Annotated in this window: 27 protein-coding genes and 1 riboswitch; of the genes, 18 read left to right on the top strand and 9 right to left on the bottom strand. The window is 74.0% G+C overall.

From position 1 onward, the window contains the following. Positions 1–58: 58 nt before the first annotated feature. A riboswitch (cobalamin riboswitch) is annotated at positions 59–237 on the bottom strand. Between the two features lie 114 nt (positions 238–351). The 3 genes from ACY8FT_RS09145 (at position 352) to ACY8FT_RS09135 (ending at position 3,564) form a co-directional block, all read left to right on the top strand. After that, the gene (locus tag ACY8FT_RS09145) at positions 352–1,119 is read left to right on the top strand and encodes a hypothetical protein (protein WP_462418620.1); all 768 of its coding nucleotides are present in this window, start codon (positions 352–354) and stop codon (positions 1,117–1,119) included. Beyond that, on the top strand, positions 1,116–2,438 hold the full coding sequence (locus tag ACY8FT_RS09140) for a protein kinase domain-containing protein (protein WP_462418619.1): 1,323 nt from the start codon (positions 1,116–1,118) through the stop codon (positions 2,436–2,438). The genes ACY8FT_RS09145 and ACY8FT_RS09140 overlap by 4 nt, the downstream gene beginning before the upstream one ends. A gap of 280 nt (positions 2,439–2,718) precedes the next feature. Next, the gene (locus ACY8FT_RS09135) at positions 2,719–3,564 is read left to right on the top strand and encodes a peptidoglycan-binding domain-containing protein (RefSeq protein ID WP_462418618.1); all 846 of its coding nucleotides are present in this window, start codon (positions 2,719–2,721) and stop codon (positions 3,562–3,564) included. Between the two features lie 235 nt (positions 3,565–3,799). On the opposite strand, the gene ACY8FT_RS09130 is transcribed toward ACY8FT_RS09135, so the two are convergent. From ACY8FT_RS09130 to ACY8FT_RS09115, 4 genes are all read right to left on the bottom strand, one after another. Further along, the gene (locus ACY8FT_RS09130) at positions 3,800–4,345 is read right to left on the bottom strand and encodes a YceI family protein (RefSeq protein ID WP_462418617.1); all 546 of its coding nucleotides are present in this window, start codon (positions 4,343–4,345) and stop codon (positions 3,800–3,802) included. 76 nt (positions 4,346–4,421) lie between these two features. Next, complete coding sequence (locus ACY8FT_RS09125; RefSeq protein WP_462418616.1) at positions 4,422–5,771, bottom strand: aspartate kinase; 1,350 nt, start codon at positions 5,769–5,771, stop codon at positions 4,422–4,424. 29 nt (positions 5,772–5,800) lie between these two features. Next, complete coding sequence (locus tag ACY8FT_RS09120) at positions 5,801–6,625, bottom strand: SDR family oxidoreductase (protein ID WP_462418615.1); 825 nt, start codon at positions 6,623–6,625, stop codon at positions 5,801–5,803. A 31-nt stretch (positions 6,626–6,656) separates the two neighbouring features. Beyond that, positions 6,657–7,682, bottom strand: coding sequence for a metallophosphoesterase (locus ACY8FT_RS09115; protein WP_462418614.1), 1,026 nt, complete (start codon positions 7,680–7,682; stop codon positions 6,657–6,659). A gap of 47 nt (positions 7,683–7,729) precedes the next feature. On the opposite strand from ACY8FT_RS09115, the gene ACY8FT_RS09110 reads away from it, so the two are divergent. After that, a complete protein-coding gene (locus tag ACY8FT_RS09110; RefSeq protein WP_462418613.1) occupies positions 7,730–8,182 on the top strand; it encodes a GatB/YqeY domain-containing protein in 453 nt (150 codons plus the stop codon). Positions 8,183–8,255: 73 nt separating this feature from the next. Here the strand turns inward: ACY8FT_RS09110 and ACY8FT_RS09105 are convergent, their stop codons facing one another. Then, positions 8,256–10,709, bottom strand: coding sequence for a transglycosylase domain-containing protein (locus ACY8FT_RS09105; protein WP_462418612.1), 2,454 nt, complete (start codon positions 10,707–10,709; stop codon positions 8,256–8,258). A gap of 41 nt (positions 10,710–10,750) precedes the next feature. Between ACY8FT_RS09105 and ACY8FT_RS09100 the strand changes: the two genes are divergently transcribed. From ACY8FT_RS09100 to ACY8FT_RS09085, 4 genes are read left to right on the top strand one after another with little or no spacing between them, the layout of a single operon-like run. Further along, positions 10,751–10,909 (top strand): DUF4177 domain-containing protein, encoded by a 159-nt coding sequence (locus ACY8FT_RS09100; protein ID WP_462418611.1) that lies wholly within the window; start codon positions 10,751–10,753, stop codon positions 10,907–10,909. Then, positions 10,909–11,382: a RidA family protein gene (locus tag ACY8FT_RS09095; RefSeq protein ID WP_462418610.1), complete on the top strand. Its 474-nt coding sequence runs from the start codon at positions 10,909–10,911 to the stop codon at positions 11,380–11,382. Before ACY8FT_RS09100 ends, ACY8FT_RS09095 begins: the two co-directional genes overlap by 1 nt. Before the next feature lies 1 nt (position 11,383). Beyond that, positions 11,384–12,277: an NUDIX hydrolase gene (locus ACY8FT_RS09090; RefSeq protein WP_462418609.1), complete on the top strand. Its 894-nt coding sequence runs from the start codon at positions 11,384–11,386 to the stop codon at positions 12,275–12,277. 54 nt (positions 12,278–12,331) lie between these two features. Next, a complete protein-coding gene (locus tag ACY8FT_RS09085; protein WP_462419085.1) occupies positions 12,332–13,120 on the top strand; it encodes an MBL fold metallo-hydrolase in 789 nt (262 codons plus the stop codon). Positions 13,121–13,178: 58 nt separating this feature from the next. On the opposite strand, the gene ACY8FT_RS09080 is transcribed toward ACY8FT_RS09085, so the two are convergent. Beyond that, positions 13,179–13,856: a Crp/Fnr family transcriptional regulator gene (locus ACY8FT_RS09080; protein WP_462418608.1), complete on the bottom strand. Its 678-nt coding sequence runs from the start codon at positions 13,854–13,856 to the stop codon at positions 13,179–13,181. Positions 13,857–13,932: 76 nt separating this feature from the next. Between ACY8FT_RS09080 and nth the strand changes: the two genes are divergently transcribed. Next, on the top strand, positions 13,933–14,733 hold the full coding sequence (nth, locus tag ACY8FT_RS09075; RefSeq protein ID WP_462418607.1) for an endonuclease III: 801 nt from the start codon (positions 13,933–13,935) through the stop codon (positions 14,731–14,733). Next, positions 14,730–15,413 carry an NUDIX hydrolase gene (locus ACY8FT_RS09070; RefSeq protein ID WP_462418606.1) on the top strand — a complete coding sequence of 228 codons (684 nt, stop codon included), beginning with the start codon at positions 14,730–14,732 and terminating at the stop codon, positions 15,411–15,413. The genes nth and ACY8FT_RS09070 overlap by 4 nt, the downstream gene beginning before the upstream one ends. 77 nt (positions 15,414–15,490) lie before the next feature. On the opposite strand, the gene ACY8FT_RS09065 is transcribed toward ACY8FT_RS09070, so the two are convergent. Continuing rightward, on the bottom strand, positions 15,491–15,952 hold the full coding sequence (locus ACY8FT_RS09065) for a phage holin family protein (protein WP_462418605.1): 462 nt from the start codon (positions 15,950–15,952) through the stop codon (positions 15,491–15,493). 144 nt (positions 15,953–16,096) lie between these two features. Between ACY8FT_RS09065 and ACY8FT_RS09060 the strand changes: the two genes are divergently transcribed. The 8 genes from ACY8FT_RS09060 (at position 16,097) to ACY8FT_RS09025 (ending at position 21,577) form a co-directional block, all read left to right on the top strand. Next, the gene (locus ACY8FT_RS09060) at positions 16,097–16,960 is read left to right on the top strand and encodes a Fic family protein (RefSeq protein WP_462418604.1); all 864 of its coding nucleotides are present in this window, start codon (positions 16,097–16,099) and stop codon (positions 16,958–16,960) included. A 299-nt stretch (positions 16,961–17,259) separates the two neighbouring features. Then, positions 17,260–17,982 carry a CpaE-like family protein gene (locus ACY8FT_RS09055; protein WP_462418603.1) on the top strand — a complete coding sequence of 241 codons (723 nt, stop codon included), beginning with the start codon at positions 17,260–17,262 and terminating at the stop codon, positions 17,980–17,982. Continuing rightward, positions 17,979–19,115, top strand: coding sequence for a TadA family conjugal transfer-associated ATPase (locus ACY8FT_RS09050; protein ID WP_462418602.1), 1,137 nt, complete (start codon positions 17,979–17,981; stop codon positions 19,113–19,115). The genes ACY8FT_RS09055 and ACY8FT_RS09050 overlap by 4 nt, the downstream gene beginning before the upstream one ends. Beyond that, positions 19,112–19,897 (top strand): type II secretion system F family protein, encoded by a 786-nt coding sequence (locus ACY8FT_RS09045; RefSeq protein ID WP_462418601.1) that lies wholly within the window; start codon positions 19,112–19,114, stop codon positions 19,895–19,897. Before ACY8FT_RS09050 ends, ACY8FT_RS09045 begins: the two co-directional genes overlap by 4 nt. Continuing rightward, entirely contained in the window at positions 19,897–20,484 is a 588-nt protein-coding gene (locus ACY8FT_RS09040; protein WP_462418600.1) for a type II secretion system F family protein, read from the top strand. Before ACY8FT_RS09045 ends, ACY8FT_RS09040 begins: the two co-directional genes overlap by 1 nt. Positions 20,485–20,538: 54 nt before the next feature. Next, the gene (locus tag ACY8FT_RS09035; RefSeq protein ID WP_462418599.1) at positions 20,539–20,742 is read left to right on the top strand and encodes a hypothetical protein; all 204 of its coding nucleotides are present in this window, start codon (positions 20,539–20,541) and stop codon (positions 20,740–20,742) included. Continuing rightward, positions 20,742–21,131, top strand: a complete 390-nt coding sequence (locus tag ACY8FT_RS09030) for a TadE family type IV pilus minor pilin (protein ID WP_462418598.1) — start codon at positions 20,742–20,744, stop codon at positions 21,129–21,131. The genes ACY8FT_RS09035 and ACY8FT_RS09030 overlap by 1 nt, the downstream gene beginning before the upstream one ends. Beyond that, positions 21,128–21,577, top strand: a complete 450-nt coding sequence (locus ACY8FT_RS09025; RefSeq protein ID WP_462418597.1) for an Rv3654c family TadE-like protein — start codon at positions 21,128–21,130, stop codon at positions 21,575–21,577. Before ACY8FT_RS09030 ends, ACY8FT_RS09025 begins: the two co-directional genes overlap by 4 nt. Before the next feature lie 75 nt (positions 21,578–21,652). Here the strand turns inward: ACY8FT_RS09025 and ACY8FT_RS09020 are convergent, their stop codons facing one another. Both ACY8FT_RS09020 and ACY8FT_RS09015 read right to left on the bottom strand, forming a co-directional pair. Continuing rightward, complete coding sequence (locus tag ACY8FT_RS09020; protein WP_462418596.1) at positions 21,653–22,081, bottom strand: hypothetical protein; 429 nt, start codon at positions 22,079–22,081, stop codon at positions 21,653–21,655. A gap of 37 nt (positions 22,082–22,118) precedes the next feature. Continuing rightward, on the bottom strand, positions 22,119–24,428 hold the full coding sequence (locus tag ACY8FT_RS09015) for a DEAD/DEAH box helicase (RefSeq protein WP_462418595.1): 2,310 nt from the start codon (positions 24,426–24,428) through the stop codon (positions 22,119–22,121). Positions 24,429–24,565: the final 137 nt, after the last annotated feature.

Below are 24,565 nucleotides of genomic sequence, written 5' to 3'. Positions count from 1 at the left end.
AGCATCAGGCAAGGGCAGGACTCACATCTCTCATCGGGGCCCAGATCGCGAGGCCCGCGGACGGTGAACAGCGTCGGCAGGTCTTCGGACTCGGGCTCTCACGCGAGGACGCCTTCCCGGCCCGTGGCCAGTGGCACCTGTCATCGCGCACAGCCCATACCGCTGCGCGTCAGTCCCGGCCTCTCACCGGGTTCCCTTGCACCCCGGGTGGGGTGCAACCGACCGGCACACCCTAGTCCCTCTCGGTCGCGAGGTCGGAGCGGGCGCGTTGTGTCGGACGCGGTGCTCTGGCAATGTCCCGTGAGGCCCCCCGGGCCACCAACGCCCAATGCCCCCCCCGAGGTGCCCGCCATGCCGCTCAGTGACCAGCCTGCCCACCGCAGCGGGGAACCGGTACGACTGGCGACGGGGGCTCCCGGGCCGGAGGTGCTCTTCACGGTCACCTACGCGGACGAGCGCTACGACTTCACCGAGGGGACCTGGGGGCGTTTCGGACGCGACGACGCGGCCTGCGAGATCCCGGTCTGGGAGGAGCTGCTCGGCGAGCGGCTCTCCCGCGTGGCCGGGGAGCTCTGGTGCCAGGCCGGCCAGCTGTGGGTGCGCAACCTGTCCCACACCCACGAGCTCGGCGTCTTCGGTGAGGCCGGTAGCCCCACCTGGCTGCCCGCCCGCACGGAGGGGCGCCGTCCCGCCGCCTGCTCGGTGCCGGAGCCGACGGCTCGACTGGCCACCCCGAGTGCCGGTTCGTGGGAGCTCCGCATCGGTGCTCTGGGGGATGGTGCGGTGCCGCCGCCCAGTCCGCGGCAGACCGTCGCGCTGGACCCGATCCCGGACGAGCTCTGGCCGGTGGCCGCCGCCCTGTGCGCGCCCGGCCTCTCCGGGAACAGCGTGCCCCCGACGTACGGGGACGTGGCGGAGACCCTGGGTCTGAGCAGTCGTCAGGCGCGGCGGCAGGTCGAGGAGCTCTGTGATCTGTATGCCCCGGTGCTGGCGGGCCAGCCGGGAGCGGCGCACGAGTCGTCGCCGGTCTTCGTGCGGTTGGCGACGTTGTTGGTGCGGCGTGGCATGGTGACCCGGGCGGATCTGGCCGCCCATCTGCCGGAGAAGGGGATGACGTGAACGACCGGGGGGCCGAGACCCATCTGCCGGATGCCTTCGAGCCCGTGCAGCGACTGGGTGGTGGCAGCTCAGCGGAGGTGTGGCTGGCGCGGCACCGGGTGACGGGCCGCGACGTCGCGCTCAAGGTGTGGTGGACGCCCGTCGACGACCTGGCGCGCGAGGCCTTCCGCGTGGAGAGCCGGCACATGGCCGCCGTGGTGGGGGAGCCCCACCTGGTGCAGCTGCTGTGGGCGGCGGGACCGCGCGACGAGCACGTGTGGCTGGCCACCGCGGCCGCCGGCCGCGACCTGCCCCGGTGGATCCGGGAGCGTGGCGGCATCTCCGGTGAGGAGGCCCGGGACGTGGTCCGCCAGATGCTGGTGGGCCTGGACGCGCTGCACCGGCGTGGTCTGACCCACCGGGACGTGAACCCCAACAACCTGCTCGTCGGCCGTGACGGGGAGGTCGTGCTGGCGGACTTCGGCCTGGTCGTCGGCCCTGACGACCGGGTGGCTGACCCGGCGGCCGGCACCGAGGGCCACGTGGCGCCCGAGCTCTCCGCGGGCGGCCGGCCCGACCCGCGCTCCGACGTCTACTCCGCCGCCGTCGTGGCGGACGCGCTGCTGGGCGAGGACGTGCCGCCCGCCGTGGAGCAGGTGCTCCTGCGCGCGAGCTCGCACCGCCCCGAGGATCGCCCGGCCGATGCGGGGGAGTTCCTGCGCCTCCTGGACGAGTTCGAGGGGGGCTTCGGGCAGCGTCGCACCGGGGGCGGCGAGCTCGCCGGTGCCAGCGCCGTGAGCACCGGTCCGGGGCAGGGTGGCACCGGGGCGGGTGGACGCCGTGGCGCCGTCGGTCGGATGGCGGGCCTCGCCGTGGCCGCGGCCCTGCTGGCCGCCGGGGCCCTCTGGACCGTGGACACCCTGCGGGACGGTGGTACCGGCGAGGGGGTCGCGCAGACCCCCGCGACGGGTGTCGAGGGGGAGTCCCCCTCGACAGGACCGTCCACGGGCTCGGGGACCGGTGGGTCGTCCCCGGTCAAGGGTGGGGCGCCGATGAGCCCCCCGCCCTTCCCCGGGCAGAAGAAGTTCACGATCGGGGCCGAGATGGACGTCGTCGAGGACCTGGACCACGCCCTCATCGACAAGGGGTGCACGCAGCACCACGACGGCGACGGGTACCAGCCCGGCCGCACCTTCACCGAGGCCACCCGGGCCAACGTGGCGCACTTCCAGCGCAGCAACCCCGAGCTGGCGGGGGACCCCGACGGGATCCCCGGACCGTTGACCTGGGACATGCTCTTCTCCCCCTCGAGCGTGCCCTGCCAGCCCGCGACCAGCTGACGGTCCCCTCGCGCACCGGGGTGCTCTCTTAGCGCGGCGGTGCCCGGGCGTCAAGGGCACGGTCTGCCCCTGCCGTCCTGCCGGTGCGGCTCCTAGCGTCGTCGGACCCAATGGCTCACGGTCCCGCAGGGGGCGTGACGACGGCGAAGGAGAACGGCATGTGGACGAGGAGCAGGGTGGCGTCTGCCGGAGCAGTCCCGGAGGGTGCTCGGGCAGCGGTGGAGGTCGGCGCGGAACCGGCCGTGGGCGTGGGGGACTCCCCCGTGGGCGGGTGGTCGTGATGCCCCGCACCGGCAACCAGGAGCTCGCCCGGCGCACCGTCATCGCGGCCGGCGTCGGCTCGGCGGTCACCGCCGCCATGGCCGACTCGTGGCCGAGCACGGCCCACCCCACGGTCAACATGGAGCAGCTGCTGCTGGCTGCGCAGTGGGACCCCTTCCGGGACGACCAGGAGGTCACGGCCGAGCGGCCCGTCCGGCTGGTCGAGGAGGCGCTGGCGGACCGGGGGCTGCTGGAGCCCGAGGTCGTGGACGGTCACTACGGCACCACGACGCTGCAGGCCTACCGGCGCTTCCAGGAGGAGCTCGGCCTCCGGGACCTGGCGGCGAACGGGATCCCGGGGCGCAAGTCCCTGGGGGTCCTCGCCGAGGGGCGCTTCACCGTCACGCAGCCCATCGACCTGGGGGCCCGCACCACGGTGGGTGGTCACGTCTTCAACCAGCGCACCATGGACATGCTCCGGGCTGCCGAGCGGCTCTTCGGGCGCCCGTTCGGGTACACGCAGGGTTCCTACGCCGAGGGCGAGGACGGCACGTCCGCCGGTACGCACGACGGCGGCGGTGCGGTCGACATCGATGCCGTGGACCTCTCCGGGCAGGAGCGGGAGAAGGCACTGGTCGCCCTGCGCTCGGTGGGTTTCGCCGCGTGGCTGCGCACCCCTGACCAGCACCCGGAGTGGGACTTCCACCTGCACGGCATCGCCGTGGGGGACACGGACCTCCCGGAGGTGGCCGCGGAGCAGGTGTGTGCCTACTACGAGGGGCGCAACGGGTTGGTCTCGGACCTGCCGGACGACGGCCCAGCCGTGGAGAAGGTGCTCTGGGAGGAGTACCGGCGCGCGCACTGACCCGGCACGCACGAGGGCGGCGGATCCCGTTGGTTCGGGATCCGCCGCCCTCGTGCGTGTGACGTGCCTTACTGCACCTCCGGGAGCCTGTCAAGGGCAGGGGCTGCCCTGTCGGGGAAGCCGGGATCTCCCTAGTTTCAGGGGTGTCAAGGGGTCGGACGCCGCTCTGGAGGGGGAGTGGCGACCGGCCCCGCAACACGTGCGGAGGGTCGCCTCGCTGTCCTGAGCGGGCGCCTCAGGCGTTCTTGATCGCGGAGACCTCGAACTCCAGGGTGACGTCCTCGGAGACCATCACGCCGCCGGTCTCCATGGCCGCGTTGAAGGTCATGCCGAACTCGGTGCGGTTGATCGTGGTGCGGCCCTCGAAGCCGATGCGGTCGTTGCCCATCGGGTCGGTGGCGGCGCCCTCGAAGTCGAAGTCGATGGTGACCGCCTTGGTGATGCCCTTCATGGTCAGGTCGCCGGTGACGCGCAGGGTGTCGGCGTCGACGGCGGTGACCTCGGTGGAGGCGAAGGTGATGGTGGGGAACTGCTCGGCGTCGAAGAAGTCGCCGGTGCGCAGGTGGCCGTCACGCTGCTCGTTGCGGGTGTCGATGCTCGCGACCTGGGCGGTCAGGGAGATCTCGGCGCCCTGCAGGTCCTCGCCGGTGGTGGCGGTGCCCTCGAACTCGTTGAAGCTGCCTCGCACCTTGGTGACCATCGCGTGACGGGTGACGAAGCCGATCCGGGAATGGGTCGGGTCGATGGTGTAGGTGCCGTTGAGCTGGTTCAGGTCGGTCATGGTGCGCTCCTCCTCGGTTAGTGATCGGTCACCAATATAAGCGTGACGTATCACCACATCAACTCGTGGGGATGCGTCAGGCCTCGCGTGCGTCCTCGAAGAGGCCCGCGTGCAGGGCACGCAGCGCGTCGTCGCGCCGGTCACCCCGGATGACGACCGAGAGATTCACGTCGTTGGCGCCCTGGCTGATCAGCTCGATGTTGGCCACCGGCTCGAGGCTCGTGAAGACCCGGGCGGCCAGCCCCGGCGTGGTCTTCAGCCGCTCGCCGACGACGGCGATGATCACGCGGTCCCGGGACACCTCCACCGTGGCGAACTCGCCCAGGTCGCGCAGCAGGCCGTCGAGCTCCGACGCGGCGTCCAGGGTCACAGAGACGCTCACCTCCGCCGTCGCGATGAGCCCGATGCTCACGTCGTGCGCGGCGAACACCTCGAAGAGGCGCTGCATGAAGCCGGTCTGGTCCAGCATCCGCGGGGAGGAGACGGTCAGCACGGTGACCGGCCCGCGGGAGGTGATGGCCGCCGCTGCCTGCTCCCCGACCAGCCCGGGGCGGATGGTGGTGAACGCGCCCTCCGGACGGTGGGTGTGCCGCACCGTCACCGCGGCGCCGGACTGCATGGCCGGCGCGATGGTGGCCGGGTGCAGCACGTTCGCGCCGAAGGCGGCGAGCTCGGCCGCCTCGGAGGCGGACAGCTCCGGCACGCTGCGGGCGGCCGGCACGACCCGGGGGTCGCAGGTCAGCACGCCCTCGACGTCGGTCCAGATCTGCACCTCCTCCACCTGCAGCGCGGCACCCAGCAGCGCGGCCGAGTAGTCGCTGCCGCCACGCCCCAGTGTCGTGGTGGTGCCGCGCGGGTCGCTGCCGATGAAGCCCTGGGTGATGGCGGCCCCCGACTCCTCCAGCGCGGGGACGGCGACCTCGGAGACGGCCCGGGCGATCGCCTCGGTGTCCGGGGTGGCCGCACCGTGCCGCGAGTCGGTGTGGACCAGCGTGCGGGCGTCCAGCAGCGGCAGCCGCAGGTGCGCCGAGAGCAGGCGGGTGGAGAGCCGCTCGCCGGTGGAGAGGATGGCGTCACGGCTGCGGGGGGACAGCTCGGCCAGGATCGCCACCGCGCGCAGCAGGCTCTCCAGGTCGCCGAAGAGCTGGTCGAAGGTCTCCTCGAGGTCCGCGTCCACGCCGCCGAGCAGCTCGGTCGCGATCTCCTCGTGGGTGCGACGCAGCCGCGCGCTCAGATCGAGGGCGTCCTCGATCCTGCCCGCCTCGGCGGCCTCGCCCGCACTGACCAGGGCGTTCGTCGTCTTGCCCGCCGCGGACAGCACCACCAGGGGGCGGTGCGGCAGGGCGGCGGTGACCAGCTCGCCCACCTGGGTGAGGCGGGCGGCATCGGCGACGGACGACCCGCCGAACTTCATGACGACGGACATGGTGGCCTCCGGGGTGCTCGGTACCCGGGTCAGGGCAGGAAGATGTCGGGCTGCAGCGTCTCCGGGGAGCCCCCGTAGGCGGACAGGTCGGTCACGCCGGCCTCGGCCAGCACCTCGTCGTCGACGAGGAACTGCCCGGTGCGCTCGCGGGAGGGCCGGGTGAGCACGGCGTGGGCGGCGTCCCCCATGATCCGGGGGTCGCGGGCGCGGGCCATCGCCTCCTCGCCGCCGAGCACGTTGCGGATCGCGTCGGTGGCGATGATGGTGCGCGGCCACAGGCTGTTCACCGCGATGCCTGCCTCACGGAGCTCCTCGGCCAGTCCGAGGGTCACCATGCTCATGCCGTACTTGCTGATCGTGTAGGCCGTGTGGGGGCCGAACCAGCGCGGGTCCATCGTGAGCGGCGGCGACATGGTCAGCACGTGCGGGTTCTCCGAGCGCTCCAGGTGCTCGATCGCGGCCGAGGTCAGCAGGTAGGTGCCGCGGGTGTTGACCTCCTGCATGAGGTCGTACTTCTTCATCGGCAGCTCGCGGGCGGGGGAGACGTCCACCGCGCTGGCGTTGTTCACCACGACGTCGATGCCGCCGAAACGCTCCACCGTCGCGGCCACGGCGCCGCGCACCGACTCCTCGGAGCGCACGTCGCCGACGATCGGGAGCGCCGTCCCGCCCGCCTGCTCGATCTCCTCGGCCGCGGTGTGGATGGTGCCCTGCAGCGCCGGGTGGGGCTGGTCGGTCTTGGCCAGGAGCGCCACGTTCGCGCCGTCCTGGGCGGCGCGCAGCGCGATGGCTAGACCGATGCCGCGGCTCCCGCCGGACATCAGGAGGGTACGGCCCTGCAGGGTGGCGTTCATGGCGTCCTCTCGTCGGAGACGGTCGGTCTGGTCAGGCGCCGGTGCCGGGGGCGCTGGACTCCCGCGGCACCAGGGTCAGGAGGGTCGCCTCGGGGCGGCAGGCGAACCGGTAGGGGGCCATCGGGGAGTGGCCGAGGCCGGCGGAGACCTCCAGCCAGGCGGCGTCGTCCGGTGCCTCCGAGGACGGGCGCGACCCGGCACCGGGCCACCAGCGGGAGAGGCCCTTGACCCGACCGGCGTCCAGGTCGCAGTTGGTGGTCAGCGCACCCCAGCCGGGCAGGCAGACCTGACCACCGTGGGTGTGGCCCGCGATCACCAGGCCGGTGCCGTCGGCGACCATCGCGTCGAGCACGCGCTGGTAGGGGGCGTGCGTGACCCCGATCGTCAGGTCCGCGTCCGCCGCCGCCGGGCCGGCCACGCCCTCGTACTCGTCGAGATCCAGGTGCGGGTCGTCCACCCCGACGAACTCGAGCCGGACGCCCTCGACCTCCAGGCGGACGCGGCGGTGCGTCAGGTCGACCCAGCCGCGCTCGGTGAACGCGGCGACCAGCTCCTCCCACGGCATGTCGCGGTGGGTGCGGTCCCCGGAGAGGCGGCTGCGCCCCTCGATGACGTAGCCCAGCGGGTTCTTGCGCCGCGGCGAGTAGTAGTCGTTCGAGCCGAGGACGAAGACGCCCGGCACGTCCAGCAGGTCGGCGAAGGTGCGCAGCACCCACGGCACGGCCCGGGTGGACGACATGTTGTCACCCGTGTTCACCACCAGGTCGGGCTCCAGGGCCGCGAGATCGTGCACCCACCGCATCCGGCGCTCCTGGCCGGGCACCAGGTGGAGGTCGCTCACGTGCAGCACCCGCAGCGGCAGGGAACCCACCGGCAGCACCGGGACGGTGACGCGGCGCAGCGTGTACAGGTGGCGCTCGACGAAGTGCCCCCAGGCCACGCACGCCAGTCCCGCGCCGGCGGTGGCGGCCGCCGCCTGCGCCGCACGGCGCCCGAACCGGCCTCCCGTGGTACCGGTCGGTGCCGCCGGGCGGGAGGGCTGCAGTGGGGGCCTCATCCAGACATCATCGCACCGGGTGCCCCGCCGGTGGGATGATCACCCCCATGAGCGAGCTCAAGCAGCAGATCTCCAGCGATCTCACCACGGCCATGAAGGCGCGGGACAAGGTCACCTCCGCCACCCTGCGCATGATCATGACCGCCATCCAGAACGCCCAGGTGGCGGGGTCCTCCAGCAAGGAGCTGACGGACGAGGAGGTGCTCTCCGTCATCACGAAGGAGGGCAAGAAGCGCCGCGACGCCATCGCGGAGTACGAGAAGGCCGGGCGCCCGGAGCTCGCCGAGTCCGAGCAGTCCGAGCTCGCGGTGATCGAGGCCTACCTGCCCGCGCAGCTGTCCGACGAGGAGCTCGGGGCCCTGGTGGCCGAGGCCGTCTCCGAGGCGGGCGTGACGGAGAAGTCCCAGATGGGGCAGGCCATGAAGGCCGCGCAGGCGAAGGTGGCCGGCCGGGCCGAGGGGGGACGCGTCGCCGCCGCGGTGAAGAAGCACCTGGGCTGAGCCGGGCCCGCAACCGACGAGGGGCAGCCGCTGGTGCGGCTGCCCCTCGTCGCGTCCGGTCGGTCGACGCCGGTCAGTTCTCCCCGGTGTCGCCGTCCGAGACCGAGCCCTTGGTGCCGTCGCCCTGCTTCTCGAGGGTCTTGCGGATCTGCTCCGGCGACGGCTCCTTCTCGTCGGTCCGCGGGGTGAGGCGCACGAACCGGGAGCTGTCGTGCTTCTCGCCGTCGGTGGTCTCGATGCGCCCGATCGTCGCGTCACCGGGTGCCCACGGCTTGGTGTTCACCGCCAGCAGGCCCGCCTTGCGCAGCTCCTCCCGTGCCTCCAGCACGGTCTTGCCGGAGACGTCGGGGACCTCGACCTGACGGCCCTGCCGCAGCTCCGCCGGCGGCTCCGGGAAGGACTCGTTGGGCAGGTCGCGGTGGGCGTAGTCCATGATCGTGCGGAAGGCCGGCGCCGCGACGGTGGAGCCGTACAGCCAGCCGTCGTAGGTCTGGTCGCCCAGCGTGATGTCGCGGAGGTTGCCCAGGCTGTCCGGGGTGCCCACCCACACCGAGGTGGCCAGCTGCGGGGTGTAGCCGGTGTACCAGGTCTCGTCGGAGCCGTCCGCGGTACCGGTCTTGCCGGCCGACACCCGGCCACCGGAGAGGCGGGCGCGGGAGGCGCCGCCATCGGTGGTCTCGGGTACGGAGCGGAAGACGTCGGTCACGGCGGCGGCCTCGCCCTCCTCGAGGACGCGCTCGCAGTTCTGCGCGTCGAGCGGAATCTCGGCGCCCTCGAAGTCGGTGACCTTCTCCACCGGGTAGGGCTCGCAGCGACGACCGCCGGAGGCGAGCGTGGCGAAGGAGTTGGCCACGGTCAGCGGGCTGGCCTCGTCGGCGCCCAGGGCCACCGAGCCGGGCTTGGTGCTGAAGGGGACGTGCTTGCCCTGGTCGTCCAGCTGCGAGCGGTGCAGGCCCATGTCGGTCATCGTGTCGCGCACCCGGCAGGGCGACAGCGCGGTGGTGAGCTCCGAGTAGGCGGTGTTCACCGACTCCTCGGTGGCCTCCTTGAAGGGGATCTCGTCGGAGAAGCTGCCGTGGTCGTTCTGCACGGCCCACAGCTCGCCGTCCTTCACCTCGGCGCAGGGCTCGTACTCCTGCGGCCGGAAGACGGCCTTGGGCACGGTCCGCTCCTCGCCCCGGGAGTTCAGCGCCGTCAGGTCGACGGTGTCGCGCAGCGCGATCCGGCCGTCCACCGGGAATCCGTCGCGGATGGCGGCCACCGCCGAGTAGATCTTGGCGGTGGAGCCGATCGCGAAGCCACCGCTGGTGGTGAAGGGACGCTCCACGGAGTAGCCGACCGCGGTCTCGGCGGACCCGTTGTCCAGGCCGTAGTCGCGGTTCTGGGCGATCGCGCGCACCTTGCCGGTGCCCGGCTCGACGACGGCGGCCGCGGCCGCGACGGCGTCGTCGTTGTCCGCCGGCACCTTGTCCTTGAGCTCCTTGGTGGCGCGGTCGAGCAGCTTGCTGTCGAAGGTCGTCCGGATGGTCAGGCCGCCGCGGTCGAGGCGCGTCCGGCGGTCGGACTCGGACTCCCCGAGCGCCTTCTGCTGCAGCAGCCACTCCACGACGTAGGTGCAGACGAAGGGGTAGTCGCTGGTGGTGCACGAACGCTTGGTGTATGAGACGTCGAGCCCCAGGTCGCTGCTGCGTGCCTCCTGGTACTGCTCCTCGGTGATGTCGCCCAGCTGGCGCATCTTGTGCAGCACGACGTCGCGGCGCTCGCGGGCCTTCTCCGGATGCTGGATCGGGTCGCTGGACCCGGGGGCCTTCACGATGCCGGCCAGCGTGGCGGACTGCGCGATGGTCAGGTCCTTCGCCGGCACGGAGAAGTAGTGCTGGGCCGCGGCCTCAACCCCGTAGGCGCGGTCGCCGTAGTACACGAGGTTCAGGTAGTCGGCGAGGATCTCGTCCTTGCTGTGGGTCTTCTCCAGCGAGATCGCGTACTTGACCTCCCGCAGCTTGCGCGCGTAGCCGGCCAGCCCGCTCTGGGTGGTGGCGCGGCGGGCGGCCTCGAGGTCACCGTCGCGCAGGGCGCGGTCCTGCAGGGAGACTTTCACGTACTGCTGGGTGAGGGTGGAGCCACCCTGGGTGCCCCCGCCCCCGGCGTTGTTCAGCAGGGCGCGCCCGATGCCCATCAGGTCGGCGCCGTTGTGCTCCAGGAAGCGCTCGTCCTCGATGGCCACCTGCGCCTTCTTCATCCACGGCGAGATCTCGTCGCCCTCCACGACGACGCGGTTCTCCCCGAAGGGTGCGGCGATCTGCTTGCCGTCGGAGGTCATGATGCGGGTCTGCTGGGTGACGCCGTCGTCCCCGAAGTCGGACGGGAGCTCCTCGAAGTAGGTCACCCCGGCCTGCGTCGCGCGCCCCAGCCCGATGGTCGCCGGCACCAGGAGGATGGCGGCCAGGAGTCCTGCGATGGCGCTACACACCACGAAGGCCGTCAGGGCGGCAAAGGGCGACATGCGTCGGGGGGAGGGGCGAGGCATGCGCCCAAGGGTACGGTCCGCCACCCGGTTAGGCTCGGACCATGCGCACATGGGAGTACGCCACCGTTCCGTTGATCGTCCACGCGACCAAGCAGATCCTCGATCAGTGGGGGGAGGACGGCTGGGAGCTCGTCACCGTCCTGCCCGGCCCCGACGGGACCAACCCGGTGGCCTACCTGAAGCGGGAGAAGCAGGGCTGATGGGCGCCGTCGAGCAGCGTCTGTCCGAGGCCGGCATCGAGCTCCCCGAGGTCGCCGCGCCGGTGGCCTCCTACGTGCCCGCGATCGAGCACGCCGGCATGGTGCACACCTCCGGCCAGCTGCCGATGGTGAAGGGCGAGCTCGCCGCGACCGGCGTGGTGGGCGACGGTGAGGGTGCCGTGTCCCCGGAGCGCGCCCAGGAGCTCGCCCGCACCTGCGCGGTGAACGCCCTGGCCGCGGCGAAGTCCGTGGCGGGCGACCTGGACCGCGTCGAGCGCGTGGTGAAGGTGACCGGCTTCGTGGCCAGCGAGCCGGACTTCACCGCCCAGCCCGCCGTGGTCAATGGCGCCAGCGAGCTGATGGCCATCGCGTTCGGTGAGGCCGGTCAGCACGCGCGCTCGGCCGTCGGCGTGGCGGCCCTGCCGCTCGGGGCCCCGGTCGAGGTGGAGATCGTCCTGGCCCTGCGGGACTGACGTGACCACCGCCTCGACCCCGACCCCGGGGCCGGTCCGTGACTTCCCGATGCCGCCGGCCCTGGTGCCGACGGTCCGGGAGTGGCTCGACACGCCGGAGTCGGAGCGGCCCGCGCCGGTGACCCCGCGGTCGGCTGCGACGGTGATGGTCCTGCGCGACGGCGCCCGGGGTGTCGAGGTCTTCATGCAGACGCGAGCGCGCACCATGGCCTTCGCGCCCGGGATGATGGTCTTCCCCGGCGGCGGGGTGGACGCCCGCGACGAGGTGGCCGGGACGCCCTGGTCCGGCCCCACGCCGCAGGAGTGGGCGGCCCGGATGCCCGGCACGACGCCGGCCACCGCCCAGCAGCTCGTGCTGGCCGCCGCGCGGGAGGTCTTCGAGGAGACCGGGGTCCTGCTCGCGGCGCACCCGGACGGCCGCCCCGTCAGCGAGGCCGAGGCCAGCACCCCGGAGGTCGCCGACGCGCGTCGCCGGGTGGAGGCCAAGGAGGTGGCCTTCGGGGACTTCCTCGGCGGGGCCGGGCTGACCGTCCGCACCGAGTGCCTCAGCGTGCGCGACCACTGGACCACCCCGGAGTGCGAGCCGCGTCGCTACGACACCTGGTTCTTCGCCGCCCGCATCCCCACCGGCCAGGAGCCGGACGACGGCACCAGCGAGGCCGTCGAGGCCTCCTGGGCGCGCCCGGCCGAGGTGCTGGAGTGCGTGGCGACGGACTCCGGCCTCATGCTGCCGCCCACCATCGCGGCGCTGGAGGACCTGGTCGGTGCGGGATCGGCGCAGGAGGTCCTCGCCGACCGCCACGAGGTCCCCGAGGTGCTGCCGTGGCCGGCGGAGGTCCCGGTGAGCGAGGAGTTCCCCGACGGTCTGTCCATGCGCACCCCCTGGAGGCGTTGAGCCGTGCGGTCGAGGAGGTCGCACCTGCCGGACGGTGGCGAGTGGTCCGGGGGCGTGGTGAGCGAGCGGGCCACCTGCCTGCTGTGCCCCAACCCCTCCCCGATGACGCTGGACGGGACGAACACCTGGCTGCTGCGCGAGCCCGGCTCCGACGAGGTCGTCGTCGTGGACCCGGGGCCGGAGCACCCCGAGCACCTGCGGGCCGTGGTCGACGGCGTCGAGCAGCAGGGGGCGCGCGTGGCCCTCACCCTGCTCACCCACGGCCACTCCGACCACGCCGAGGGGGCCGAGACCTTCCGGCGCCTCACCGGCGCCCCGGTGAGGCGGGCCGTCGTCGACGGGGGTGACGACGACCTCGTCGCAGGGGACCACCTGTCGGTCGGGGGGCTCGAGCTGCTGGTGGTGCCCACCCCGGGACACACGGCCGACTCGGTGTCCTTCGTCCTGCCGGCCGAGAACCGGCTGCTCACGGGCGACACCGTGCTGGGCCGGGGGTCCACCGTCGTGGCGTGGCCGGACGGCGACCTGGGCGCCTACCTGGACTCCCTCGAGGAGATCGAGCGACTCACCCGCTCCGGCGAGGTCACCTCCCTGCTCCCCGGTCACGGTCCCTTCGTCGCCGACGCCGCCGGGGTGGTGGCCTGGTACCGGGAGCACCGGCAGGAGCGGCTGGAGCAGGTCGCCGCGGCCTCCGCGCAGGTGTCACCGGGCGCCGGGGAGGACCTCGCCGACGCCGTGGTGCGCACCGTCTACGCGGACGTGCCGCGGGAGGTGTGGCCGGCGGCCCGGCTCACGGTGCTGGCCCAGCTGGAGCACCTGCGTTCGCAGGGCCGATCCGCCTGACGCGACGGTCCCCCGCCACCGGGTGGTGACGGGGGACCGGTCGTGGAGTGGGTGCGCGTCAGCGGGCGCGCTTGCGCAGGCGGTCGACCTCCAGCAGGCGCACGGCGCGGGCCTCCAGGCGGAGCCAACCGCGCGAGGCGAAGTCGGCCAGTGCCTTGTTGACGGTCTCGCGGCTCGCGCCGACGAGCTGGGCGAGCTCCTCCTGCGTCAGCTCGTGCTGCACGAGCATGCCGTTGCCGTCCTCGACGCCGAAGCGCTCGGCGAGGTCGAGCAGCGCCTTGGCGACGCGCCCGGGGACGTCGGTGAAGACCAGGTCCGCGACGCTGTCGTTGGTCCGGCGCAGACGGTGGGCGAGGGCGCCCAGCATCGCCACGGAGGCGCCGGCGTTGGCCTCCAGGAAGCCCCCCAGGTGCGCGTGCGCCAGGGAGAGCACCTCGGTCTCGCTCACGGTGATGGCCGAGGCGGTGCGGGGGCCGGGGTCGAAGAAGCTGATCTCCCCGATGATCTCGCCGGGGCCGAGCACCGCAAGCAGGTTCTCGCGGCCGTCGTGACTGGTGCGCGAGAGCTTGATCTTGCCGGCGGCGACGACGTACAGCTTGTCGCCGGGGTCACCCTCGGTGAAGATGACCTGACCGCGCTTGAACGACAGGCGCTCGGCACGGTCCAGCAGGGCGGCGGCGGCCGCCTCGTCCAGTCCGGCGAACAGGGGCGAACGGGTCACGATGTCGAGGTCCACTCCTGCAGTGTGCCACGTGGCACCGGGGCCGGGCCGAACGCGCGCCCCCGTCCGGGCCCGACCTACGCTGTCGTCGATGCCTGCCGCCCCGCCACCCCCGCCCGACGAGACCCCCCTGGCGCGGACGCGCCGCGCCCGCAAGATGTACCGGGTGCTGGCCCGACGCCACCCCGACGCCGAGTGCGAGCTCGACTTCCGCAACTCCTTCGAGCTGCTGGTGGCCACCGTGATGTCCGCCCAGACCACGGACGTGGCCGTCAACGCCGTCACTCCCGGGCTGTTCTCCCGGCATCCGGACGCTCTGTCGCTGGCCGGCGCGGACCCCACGGAGGTCGAGGAGCTGATCCGCCGCACCGGCTTCTACCGGGCCAAGACGCGCTCCATCATCGGGCTGGCGCAGGCCCTGGTGGAGCGGTTCGACGGAGAGGTGCCCGGGCGGCTGGAGGACCTCGTGACGCTCCCGGGGGTGGGGCGCAAGACCGCCAACGTGGTGCTGGGGAACGCGTTCGACGTCCCCGGGCTCACCGTCGACACCCACTTCGGGCGCCTGGCTCGCCGGATGGGCTGGACCACCCTGGAGGACCCGGTCAAGGTCGAGGCCGTCGTGGCGGACCTGATCCCCCGGCGGGACTGGACCGACCTCTCCCACACGCTGATCTTCCACGGGCGGCGGGTGTGCCACTCGCGCCGCCCGGCCTGCGGCGCCTGCCCGGTCGCCCGGTGGTGCCCCTCCTCCGGCACCGGGGTCACGGGCACCAAGGAGGCCTGGGCCATGGTCAAGGGCACGGTGCCGGTGGAGTTTCTGCCGGAGGACGAGGCGCTGCTCCCGCCCCGTGCGCGGGGGCTGGAGCCGGTCGAGGGGCGGGTGGAGCTGTGAGCTCCTGGGTCTTCGACCAGCCGGGTGAGGGCTACCCGCTCCCCGTCCCGCCGTGGCTGGCGGGGCTGCAGTCGCGCATCGATGCTGCGCCGATGGACCGCCTGGTGCGACCGCTCGCGGCCCCGCCCCCGGCGGCGTCCCGCGAGGCGCAGCAGCGGGACGCGGCGGTGCTCGTGCTCGTGGGCCCGGACGGCGTCGTCCTGACCCGGCGCGGTTCGCGGCTCTCCTCCCACGCCGGGCAGGTGGCCTTCCCCGGCGGTGGGGTGGACGCGGGTGAGGACGCGGAGCAGGCGGCCCTCCGGGAGGGGCAGGAGGAGGTGCGGCTCGACCCGGCCTCGGTCCGGGTGGTGGCCCACCTGCCCCGTCTGCCGGTGGCGCCGAGCTTCCGTCCCGTCACCCCCGTGGTCGGCTGGTGGGAGCGGCCGCACGCCATCGGGGTCGGCAGCGAGGTCGAGGTGGCCAGCGTGCACGTGGTGCCGCTGGAGGAGCTGGTGGACCCGGCGCGTCGGTTCACGGCCCGGATGGCCTCGGTGGACCGGACGACACCCGGCTTCGACGTGGACGGCCTGTTCGTCTGGGGCTACACCGGGTGGGTGCTCTCCACGGTGCTGCGGCTGGGGGGACGGGACCGACCGTGGAACCCGCGGGACGTCCGGGACGTGCCCGACGAGTTCCTCTGAGGCCCGGGCACGACGGAGGGCGGTCACCCCGTGTGGGGTGACCGCCCTCCGTCAGCGGCGGGTGCCGCCGGTCCGCGTCAGGAGCGCGGGGTGGTGACGTTCGGGTTGGCCGCGGCCTTCAGCGTCTGCTGCGTGCGGTCCGCGGCGCTGATCGCGCGCTCCGGCTTGCCCTTGATCTTCTTCATCTGCGAGTAGCCGAAGAAGGCGGCGATCGCGGCGATGAGGAAGAGCACGGCCGCGACGATGAGGAAGGCGGCCCAGTTGGGCAGCACCATCGCGAGGGCGAAGCCGATGGCCAGCAGCAGGATGCCGAAGCCGTAGGCGGCGAACACGCCGGCGACGGCGAAGCCGGCACCGGTCTTGGCGCCCTTCTGCACGTCGGCGCTCACCTCGGCCTTGGCGAGGGCGATCTCGTCGCGGACGAGCGTCTGGGCGTTGCTGGCGGCGTCGCTCACGATCTGCCCGATCGAGCGCTCGTTGCCCGTGGTGCGTGCCACTCGGTTGGTGGACAGGTCCTTCTGGCTGGCGGGGGTGGCCATGAGTGCTCCCGTTCGTCGATTCTGCGGAAATGTTAGTGAATCCTCCCTAGATTGTGCGCCCTGCCCGGCCTCGATGCCAGTCATGGGGAGGGTGGGCCGCGTCTCGTGCCGCCCTCGCGGGGCACGGCTCCGTAGGCTGTGCGCATGACCGAGCCGCTCACCTCTCCGGCCGCGCACCCGCTGGCACGGCTGGAGAACCTCCCGGGGGTCCGGGCCGCCACCGAGGCCGCGCGGGAGGCCTGCACCGAGCTGCGCTGGCACGAGGCGCTGCGCCGCCGCTCGGCCGAGTGCGCCACCGAGGCGCGGGTGCACGGTGCCTGGGCCTCGGCCTCGTTGGAGGGAGCCGAGCTGCCGCTCGACTGGGTGCGGGAGGTGATGGTCGGGGCGCGCCGTTGGTCCGCGGAGCCGGACCCGGTGGAGTCCGTGGTGCGGGGCGCGGTGCGCGCCACCGAGGAGGCCGCCCACCTCGAGTCGCTCGTCGGTGCCTCGCCGCGCCAGGTGCTGGCCCGGCTGCACGTGGCGGCGGCTCGTGGACTGGTCGACGACGACGCACTGGGCCGCCCCCGGCTCGAGGGCGAGGAGGTGCGGGAGCTCACGGACGTCGGGCCGGCTCCCGGGGTGGACGAGGTGCGCGCGCGGCTGGCGGGACTGCAGGAGGTGCTCACCGCCCCGGCGAGCGTCCCCGCGGTGCTGGTGGCCGCGGTCGCGCACGCGGAGATCGTCGCGGTCCGGCCGTTCGTGCGGGGGAACGGTCTGGTCGCCCGGGCTGTGCAGCGGGCGGTGGTCCGCTCCCGCGGGCTCGACCCGATGGGCCTGGCCGTCGTCGAGGCGGGGCACCGTCCGGGCGGGGGCGTCGAGTACCTGGGGGCGCTCGCGGCCTACGCCACCGGTAGCCCGGAGGGTGTCGGGCTGTGGGTCCGGCACGTGTGTGACGCAGTCGTCGGCGGTGCACGAGCAGGCGGCAGGATCGCCGATTCCGTGCGGGCAGGCCGACTTCCGGAGTTGTGAGACCCCGGTCCCCTTGCAATTGCCGGGTACGGGGTGCATCATATTTACCAGCGCGCTCCCTTCGGGTTGAGCGCGGGCGCACCTGCCTTTCCCCCCCAGGGCATGGCGCGCCGAAGGCCCCAGCTGCCCCCCCGGCTGGGGCCTTCACCTATGTCTGGGGGGCTGACGCCGCATCGTCCTCCCGCTCCGGGGCGCTGTCCACAGGTTCCTGCGGGCCGCCCGGTGGCCGCATCGGGTGACTCACAGGGTGAGCCGCCGAAGGCCGCCGGACGGGTGCGGGGACCGCCATCGTCGTGGCCATGACGGCACACGTGATCGGTATCGGCGGGGCGACCGGCGGGGTCGGGGCGTCCACCCTGGCGGCAGCGGTGGCGCTGCGCGGGGCCACGGCGGGCCTTCGCACGGTGGCGGTGGACAGCTCCCGGTGGGGGACGTCCCTCGCGATCGCCCTCGGGATGGAGGGCGCTCGGGGCGTGCACTGGGACGACCTCGCACGCAGCGACGGCCACCTGCCCGGTGACGAGCTCCGGGACGCGCTGCCCGAGGCGCACGACGTGCGGCTGCTGGCCCGGGACGGGATCGGTCCGGCCGGGTGGGCCGAGCTGCCGCGGGCGGTCGTGCACCACGCCCGCCGGGCGCTGGCGGGGACGACGGACCTCGTGGTGGTGGACCTGCCGCCCGTGGGTTCCGCGGAGTTCCTCGGCTGGGCCAGCTGGTGCCATGTGGTGCGGGTCGTGGTGGGGACCCGGCCCACCGCGGTGGCCGTGGCGCCCGCGTTGCGGCAGGCGCTCGGTGCCCTGCCGGGGGACGCGGCACTCGTGGTGCGCGGAACCGGCGCCCCGGCCGCCCCGATGGTGGAGGCGGTGGAGGAGGTCGCGGGCCACCCCGTCGTGGCCGTGCTGGACGAGGACCCGGCCGTGGGGCGGTGCGAGCTCGAGGGGTGCCCGGTGGGCTCGGTGGCCGGGCCGTTGCGTACCGCGGCCGACGAGGTCCTGCTGGGTGTGGTGGAGGCGGCGTCGTGAGCCCGGTCGGATCGGTGCGGCAGCAGATCGCCCGCGGGCGGGCGCCCAGTCCGCGGACCGTGGACGAGGTCGCCGGCGCACAGCGGCTGCGCCTGGGGGACCGCGGGGTGCGCGAACGCTCCGAGCGGCTGGGGCGCAGCGTGCTGGGCGCGGGTCCGCTGGAGCCCTTGCTCACCGAGCCCGGGGTGACCGACGTCCTGGTGAACGGCACCGAGGGCGTCTGGGTCGACCGGGGCCGCGGGCTGGAGCGCGACAGCACGCCGATGGGCTCGCCCCAGGACCTGCGGGAGCTCGCGGTGCGGCTGGCCGGGCTGGCCGGTCGCCGGCTGGACGACACCGCCCCGTGCGTCGACGGACTGCTGCCCGGCGGGATCCGGCTGCACGCGGTGTTGCCGCCGCTGGTCGACGGGGCCGCCCACCTGTCACTGCGCGTCCCGCGGGAGGTGGTGCCCAGCGTGGAGGAGATGCTGCGGCTGGGGACGCTGGACGAGCTGGGAGCCCGGGTCGTGCGCGCGGTGGTCGAGCGGCGGCTGGCCTTCGTCGTCTCCGGCGGCACGGGCAGCGGCAAGACCACGCTGCTCGCGACGCTGCTGAGCCTGGTGGACCCGGGCGACCGCATCCTCGTGGTGGAGGACGTGCGCGAGCTGGCCGTCCGCCATCCCCACGTGGTGCGGATGCAGTCCCGCTCGGCGAACGTCGAGGGGCGCGGGGCGGTCGACATGACCCACCTGGTCAAGCAGTCGCTGCGCATGCGGCCGGACCGGGTGGTGGTCGGCGAGGTGCGCGGGCCGGAGATGCGGGAGCTGCTCGCGGCGCTGAACACCGGGCACGAGGGAGGGTGCGGGACGGTGCACGCCAACGCCATCGAGGACGTGGTGGCGCGCTTCGAGGCACTCGGCGCGCTCGCGGACATGACACCGCAGGCCGTGCACGCACAGCTGGGCAGCGCACTGGACTGCGTCCTGCACGTGCGGCGCCTGCCGGAGCGCCGGGTACTGGCCCAGGTCGGGGTGCTGGTGGCCCGGGACGACGGGCGCGTGCACTGCCTGCCCGCGATGGCTCTCCAGGACGGGGCACTGCGGCCCGCGGTCGCGTGGGAGCGGCTCGAGCAGCTGCTGGGGTGGGCGTCGTGACGGGGCTGTCGACCGGGGTGCTGCTGGCCCTCGCGCTGCTGCTGTGGCCCACCCGGACCCGGGACCGGGTGGCGCGTGGTCTGGCCGACCTGCCGAGGCGGCGGACGGAGGCCGAACGGCAGCGCGCCACGACGGGGCAGGTCCGGGGTCTCCTGGCCGCGGACCCGGTGGCAGGGGCCGGCCGCGGGGCGGAGCAGGTGGTGGAGCGGCTGCAGCACCGGCTGGGGCGTTCCCGGATCAGCGACGACGACGTGCTGCACCTGCTCGACGGGCTGACCGCCGCGCTCTCGGCGGGGCTGCCGCCGCACGCGGCGCTGCAGCTGGTCGTCGATGCAGGTGGGGAGCTGCCATGGGTCGCCCCGGTGCTGCGGGCCGGGGCGCGGGGTGCGCCGCTGGGCCCGGTCTGGTGCCGGGTGGCCGAGGAGTCGGGCAACGCGACCCTGCGGCACGTCGCGAGTGCGTGGTCCCTGTCGGAACGGTCGGGAGCCGCCCTGGCGCCCGCCGTGGCGACGGCGGCCGAGACCGTCCGCGCCAGCCGGGAGAGCCGGCAGTCGGCCCGCTCCGCCGCCTCGGGTGCGATGGCGTCGATGTACATGCTGTCGCTGCTGCCGGTGGTGGGGGTGGCCGGGGCGGCCCTGCTCGGGTGGTCGCCGCGGGAGCTCTACCTGGAGCAGCCGCTCGGCCTGGTGAGCGCCGGGCTCGGCGTGGTGCTGCTGGTGGTCGGCTGGCTGGTCTCGCGCCGCATCGTGGCCGGGGCGCTGCGGGGGAAGGCGATCCGGTGATGGCTGCCCTGCTCACGGCGGTGCTTTTCGCGGTGTCCCTGACCCTCTGGTGGCCGGCACCCGCGGGTGCCGGGAGCCCGTCGAGGGAGGAAGGACGACGCGGGGATCTCCGGAGGTGGCTGCGCCGACGTCGCGAGCAACCGCCTCGCGCCGACGTCGACGACCTGGCAGCCGTGCTGGACATGCTCGCGCTCGCCCTGGACTCGGGCTGTGCCGTGACCGACGCGCTCGAGGTCGTGGCCGACGAGGTGACGGACCCCCTGTCCGGGCACCTGCGACGCGTCGTGGCGGCACGGCGGTGGGGACGCCCCGAGGCGGAGGTCTGGGAGGGGCTCCCCGTGGAGTGGGGACCCGTCGCCCAGGCGCTCACGCTGGCCCAGCTCGCCGGGGCCCCTCCCGCCGAGACCATCCGCCGCGCTGCCGCGGACCTGCGGCGCGACCGCGCAGCGGCGCTCGACCGAGCCGCCGCGCGCCTCCCGGTGTTCCTGGTGATCCCACTGGGCACCGTCTTCATGCCTGCCTTCGTCCTCATCGCGGTGGTCCCGCTGGTGGCGGCGCTGGCGACACAGACCCTGGGTCAGACCTGACCCGGTGGAAGGGGGGCCCACCGACCGGTGGGTCCATCACAGAGAGGGAATCCCATGCAGAACAAGATCACCCGTTTCGTCCAGCCCCGCCTCGACGCCGTGCGCGCCGGTGACGAGCAGGGCATGGCCGTGGCCGAGTACGCGATCGGCATCTTCGTCATCGCCGCCGTGGTGCTCCTGGGCATGCAGGCGATGGAGGGCCTGGTGCCGAAGCTGATGAAGGCGATCATCGAGGCCGCCTTCGGCAAGTTCAACTGATGACGCAGCACCGTCGGGGTCGGCCGGTGAGGCGGGACCCGGGGGCCGGCGAGCGCGGCTTCACCTCGGTGGAGTTCGCGATGATCACCCCGGTGATCGTGCTGGTCCTGGGCATGGCGGTGACCGCGATGGTGCTGGTGGTGGACCTGCTGCAGGTGACGGACGCGGCCCGGGTGGGTGCCCGGGCCGCGTCCCGCGGCGACTCCGGCTTCGAGGTGCGACGCCAGGTGCGTGCCCTGGCCCCCGACGGGGCCGACGTCGACGTCCGGCGCCGTGGCAGGTCGGTCACCGTCACCGTCTCGTCCCGGGCGCGTGGCCCGGCCGAGTGGTTCCCGGGCACGGATCCGGAGTCCTCGGCCACCGCGCGGCTCGAACCGGGGGTGCGATGAGCACGCCCCAGACGACGCCTCCGCGGGAGGGCGCGGTGGTCCGGCAGGACGGTGAGAGCGGGTCGGGCGCCATGGTGGCGATGCTCATCGGGATGGTTCTCATCGCGCTGCTGGCGGCCGGGCTGACCGCCGGTCAGACCTGGCGGGCCGCCTCGAACGCCCGGACCGCGGCGGACCTGTCCGCACTCGCCGCCACCGGGGCGACCTCCCCGACTGCGATGCGTCCGGCCTCACCGTGTCGCGTCGCCCGCGAGGTGGCGGCACGGAACGGCGCGGTGCTCGTCTCGTGCACGGTGCGCCGCTTCGACGTCACCGTGCGCGTGTCCGTGGACTCCGGCACGCCCTTCGGGCCGGCCTTCAGCCGGGCGACCGCCGGGCCGAAGCCTCCTGATCACCCGAGGAAGCGGGGCGGGCCACGGCGGCCGTCCCCCTCGCCCGTGCGGTGACAGAGGGCGGTGCAGCAGACGGCCGGTGGGCGCCCGAGAGGGCACCCACCGGCCGTCGTGCCAGCTGGTCCGGGATCAGCGAGCCGGCGGGTAGGGCTCCTCGCCGGGGCGCAGGCCGTCGCGGGAGCGGTCGTCCACCGGCTCACCGGAGCGGGCCGGGCGGGGCTCCTGGTGGTCCTCGTAGCGGGGCATCCCGTCACGCGGGGAGTCGGCCACGGGGCGGGCGTTCCCCGCCTCACGGTGGGCGCGGGCCTCGCGGGCGTCACGCTCGAGGGTGCGGCGCTCCTTGCGCTTGCGGGAGGAGCGGCGGGTCCCGGCCAGGATCAGCCACAGGCCCAGGCCGAGGGCCAGCAGGGAGACCATGCCGCTGAGGAACAGGGTGAACGCCGGCATCGTGGTGCTGACGTTGAAGGCCTCCAGGGTGGTGGAGCCGTCGGCGCCCATCACCACGTAGAGGATGAACAGTGCGGCGACGAGCAGGATCAGCAGGCCGAGAATGAGCATGTGGTGCCTTCTGCGAGGGGGTTCGGGGCGATCAAGGCTACTGGCCGCCCCACGGCTCGGCGATCAGTGTGAGGAGCCGCACAGCTCCCTCCTTCGACAACGGCTCGTTGTTGTTGCCGCACTTGGGGGACTGCACGCAGCCGGGGCAGCCGGCCTCGCACGGGCAGTCCCGCACGGCCGCGAGCGTCGCCTCCACCCACGGCCGGCGGGCCGCGAAGCCACGGTCTGCGAACCCGGCGCCACCGGGGTGGGCGTCGTGGACCATCACCGTCGGCAGGCCGGTGTCCGGGTGCAGGGGCGTGGACACCCCACCGACGTCCCACCGGTCGCAGGTCGCCACCAGCCCGAGCATGCCGATGAGGGCGTGCTCCGCGGCGTGCAGGGCGCCGGGGACGTCCACCTCGTCGACGCCGGCCGCCTCGAGCGCCTCCGGGGTGACGGTGAACCACACCGAGCGGGTGGGCATCGTGCGTTCGGGCAGGTCCAGCGGGTGCTGGCCCAGGACCTCCCCGCCGGGCAGCATCCGGCGGAACGCCGTGACGCGGGTGCGCACCAGCACGTCACCCACCGCCCAGGTCACCTCGTCCCCGGGGGCCACGTCCCGGACCTCGCGGACGTCGAAGGCCTCCTCGACCACGGCGCGGGTGATCCACCCCGGGTCCCCCACGGTCACCGTGGCCACGCACTCCTCGAGGTCCAGATCGGTCACCACGTGCGTCACCCCGGCGTGCAGGTACACCGCGCCGGTGTGGACGGTGGAGTCCGCCCGCCCGGCGTCGACGGTGCCCAGCACCCGTCCGGTCCGCCCCTCGACCAGCTGCAGGGTGCCGGCCATGCCACGCAGGTCCACCAGCGGGTGGGGGCGCTCGCCGCTGGCCCAGTACCAGCCGTTCGGTCGTCGACGCAGCATCCCGGCGCGCACCAGCGACTCCCGCACGGTGGCCGTGCCGGGGCCGAACCACAGCGAGTCCGCCTCGGTCAGCGGCAGTTCCGCTGCGGCGCACGCGAGGTGCTCGGCGAGCACGCGCGGGTTGGTGGGGTCCACCACGGTGGCCTCGACCCCGGACTCCAGGATCGCCTCGGGGTGGTGCACCAGATAGGTGTCCAGAGGGTTGTCGCCGGCCACCAGCACCGCCAGCGCGGGTTGGCCGGAACGCCCCGCGCGTCCGGCCTGCTGCCAGAAGCTCGCCCGTCGCCCGGGCCAGCCGGCCATCACCACGGCGTCCAGGCCCGAGACGTCGATGCCGAGCTCCAGCGCGGTGGTGGCGGCGACGCCGCGCAGGCCACCCTCGCGCAGCCGCCGCTCGATGGTGCGTCGCTCCTCGGGCAGGTAGCCGCCGCGGTAAGCGGCCACGGCATCCTCCAGCTCGCCCGCTCCGGCGGCCGCGAGCTGGTCGCCGATCGCCCGGGCGGCCACCTCGGCCCCCACCCGCGATGTGGTGAAGGTGAGCACCTGCCGTCCGTCGGCGATGAGTCGTGCCGCGGTGCGGGCCGCCTCGGTCAGGGTGGACGGGCGCTCGCCGCCGGACCCGGCCTCGGCCTGCGGTTCCCACAGGGCGTAGGTCATCTCCCCGCGCGGGGAGCCGTCCTCGGTGACGGCCTCGACCGGGGCGTCGAGCAGGCGGCCGGCGTGGTCGGCGGGGTCGGCGACGGTGGCCGAGGCGAGCAGCACCGTCGGCTCGGCGCCGTAGCGGCGGGCGACGCGCAGCAGCCGGCGCAGCACGAGCGCGACGTGGGCGCCGGGGACGCCGCGGTGGGTGTGGCACTCGTCGACCACCACGTACCGGAGGCGCCGCAGGAAGGCCCGCCAGCGGTCGTGGCCGGGCAGGAGCGAGTGGTGCACCAGGTCGGGGTTGGTCAGCACGAGGTTGGCGTGCTGCCGGGCCCACGTGCGGCCCTCCGGCGGGGTGTCGCCGTCCACGACGGTCGCGCGGACGCCGGGCACCATCCACCGCTCGACCGCTGCGAGCTGGTCCTGCGCGAGCGCCTTGGTGGGGGCCAGGTACAAGGCGGTGGCACCCCGGCCGGTCACGTGCCGGGAGCCGTCGGTCAGCGCCGAGAGCACCGGCAGCAGGTAGGCCAGGGATTTGCCCGAGGCGGTGCCCGTGGCCACCACCGCATTCCGGCCGGCGTGGGCGTGCTCGGCGAACTCGGCCTGGTGGCTCCACAGCCGCTCGATGCCGGCGCCGGCCAGGGCGGCCTGCACCTGCGGGTTCAGCCACTCCGGCAGGGGCGCGGTGACGGCCTCGCGGGCGGGGCGGGTCTCGGTGTGCACCAGCCGGTCGGCCAGCCCGCCGGCGGTCAGCAGCCGGACCCAGCCCTGCGGGTTCGCGGCGGAATCGGGCATGCGCTCATTCTCGCCCAGCGCCCCGGCGCCCGCCCCGCGCCTCCCCCTCCCCGATTTGGTCCCCTGATGACTGTGGTTCGCCGGATTTCCCGGCGTGTCAAGACGATTCGTGAACATCAGGGGACCAAATCGGGGCA

The sequence above is a fragment of the Kytococcus sp. Marseille-QA3725 genome (assembly GCF_054950055.1).
The sequence above is the reverse complement of the archived record's forward strand: the minus strand, read 5'-3'. Positions and strand labels throughout refer to the sequence as shown.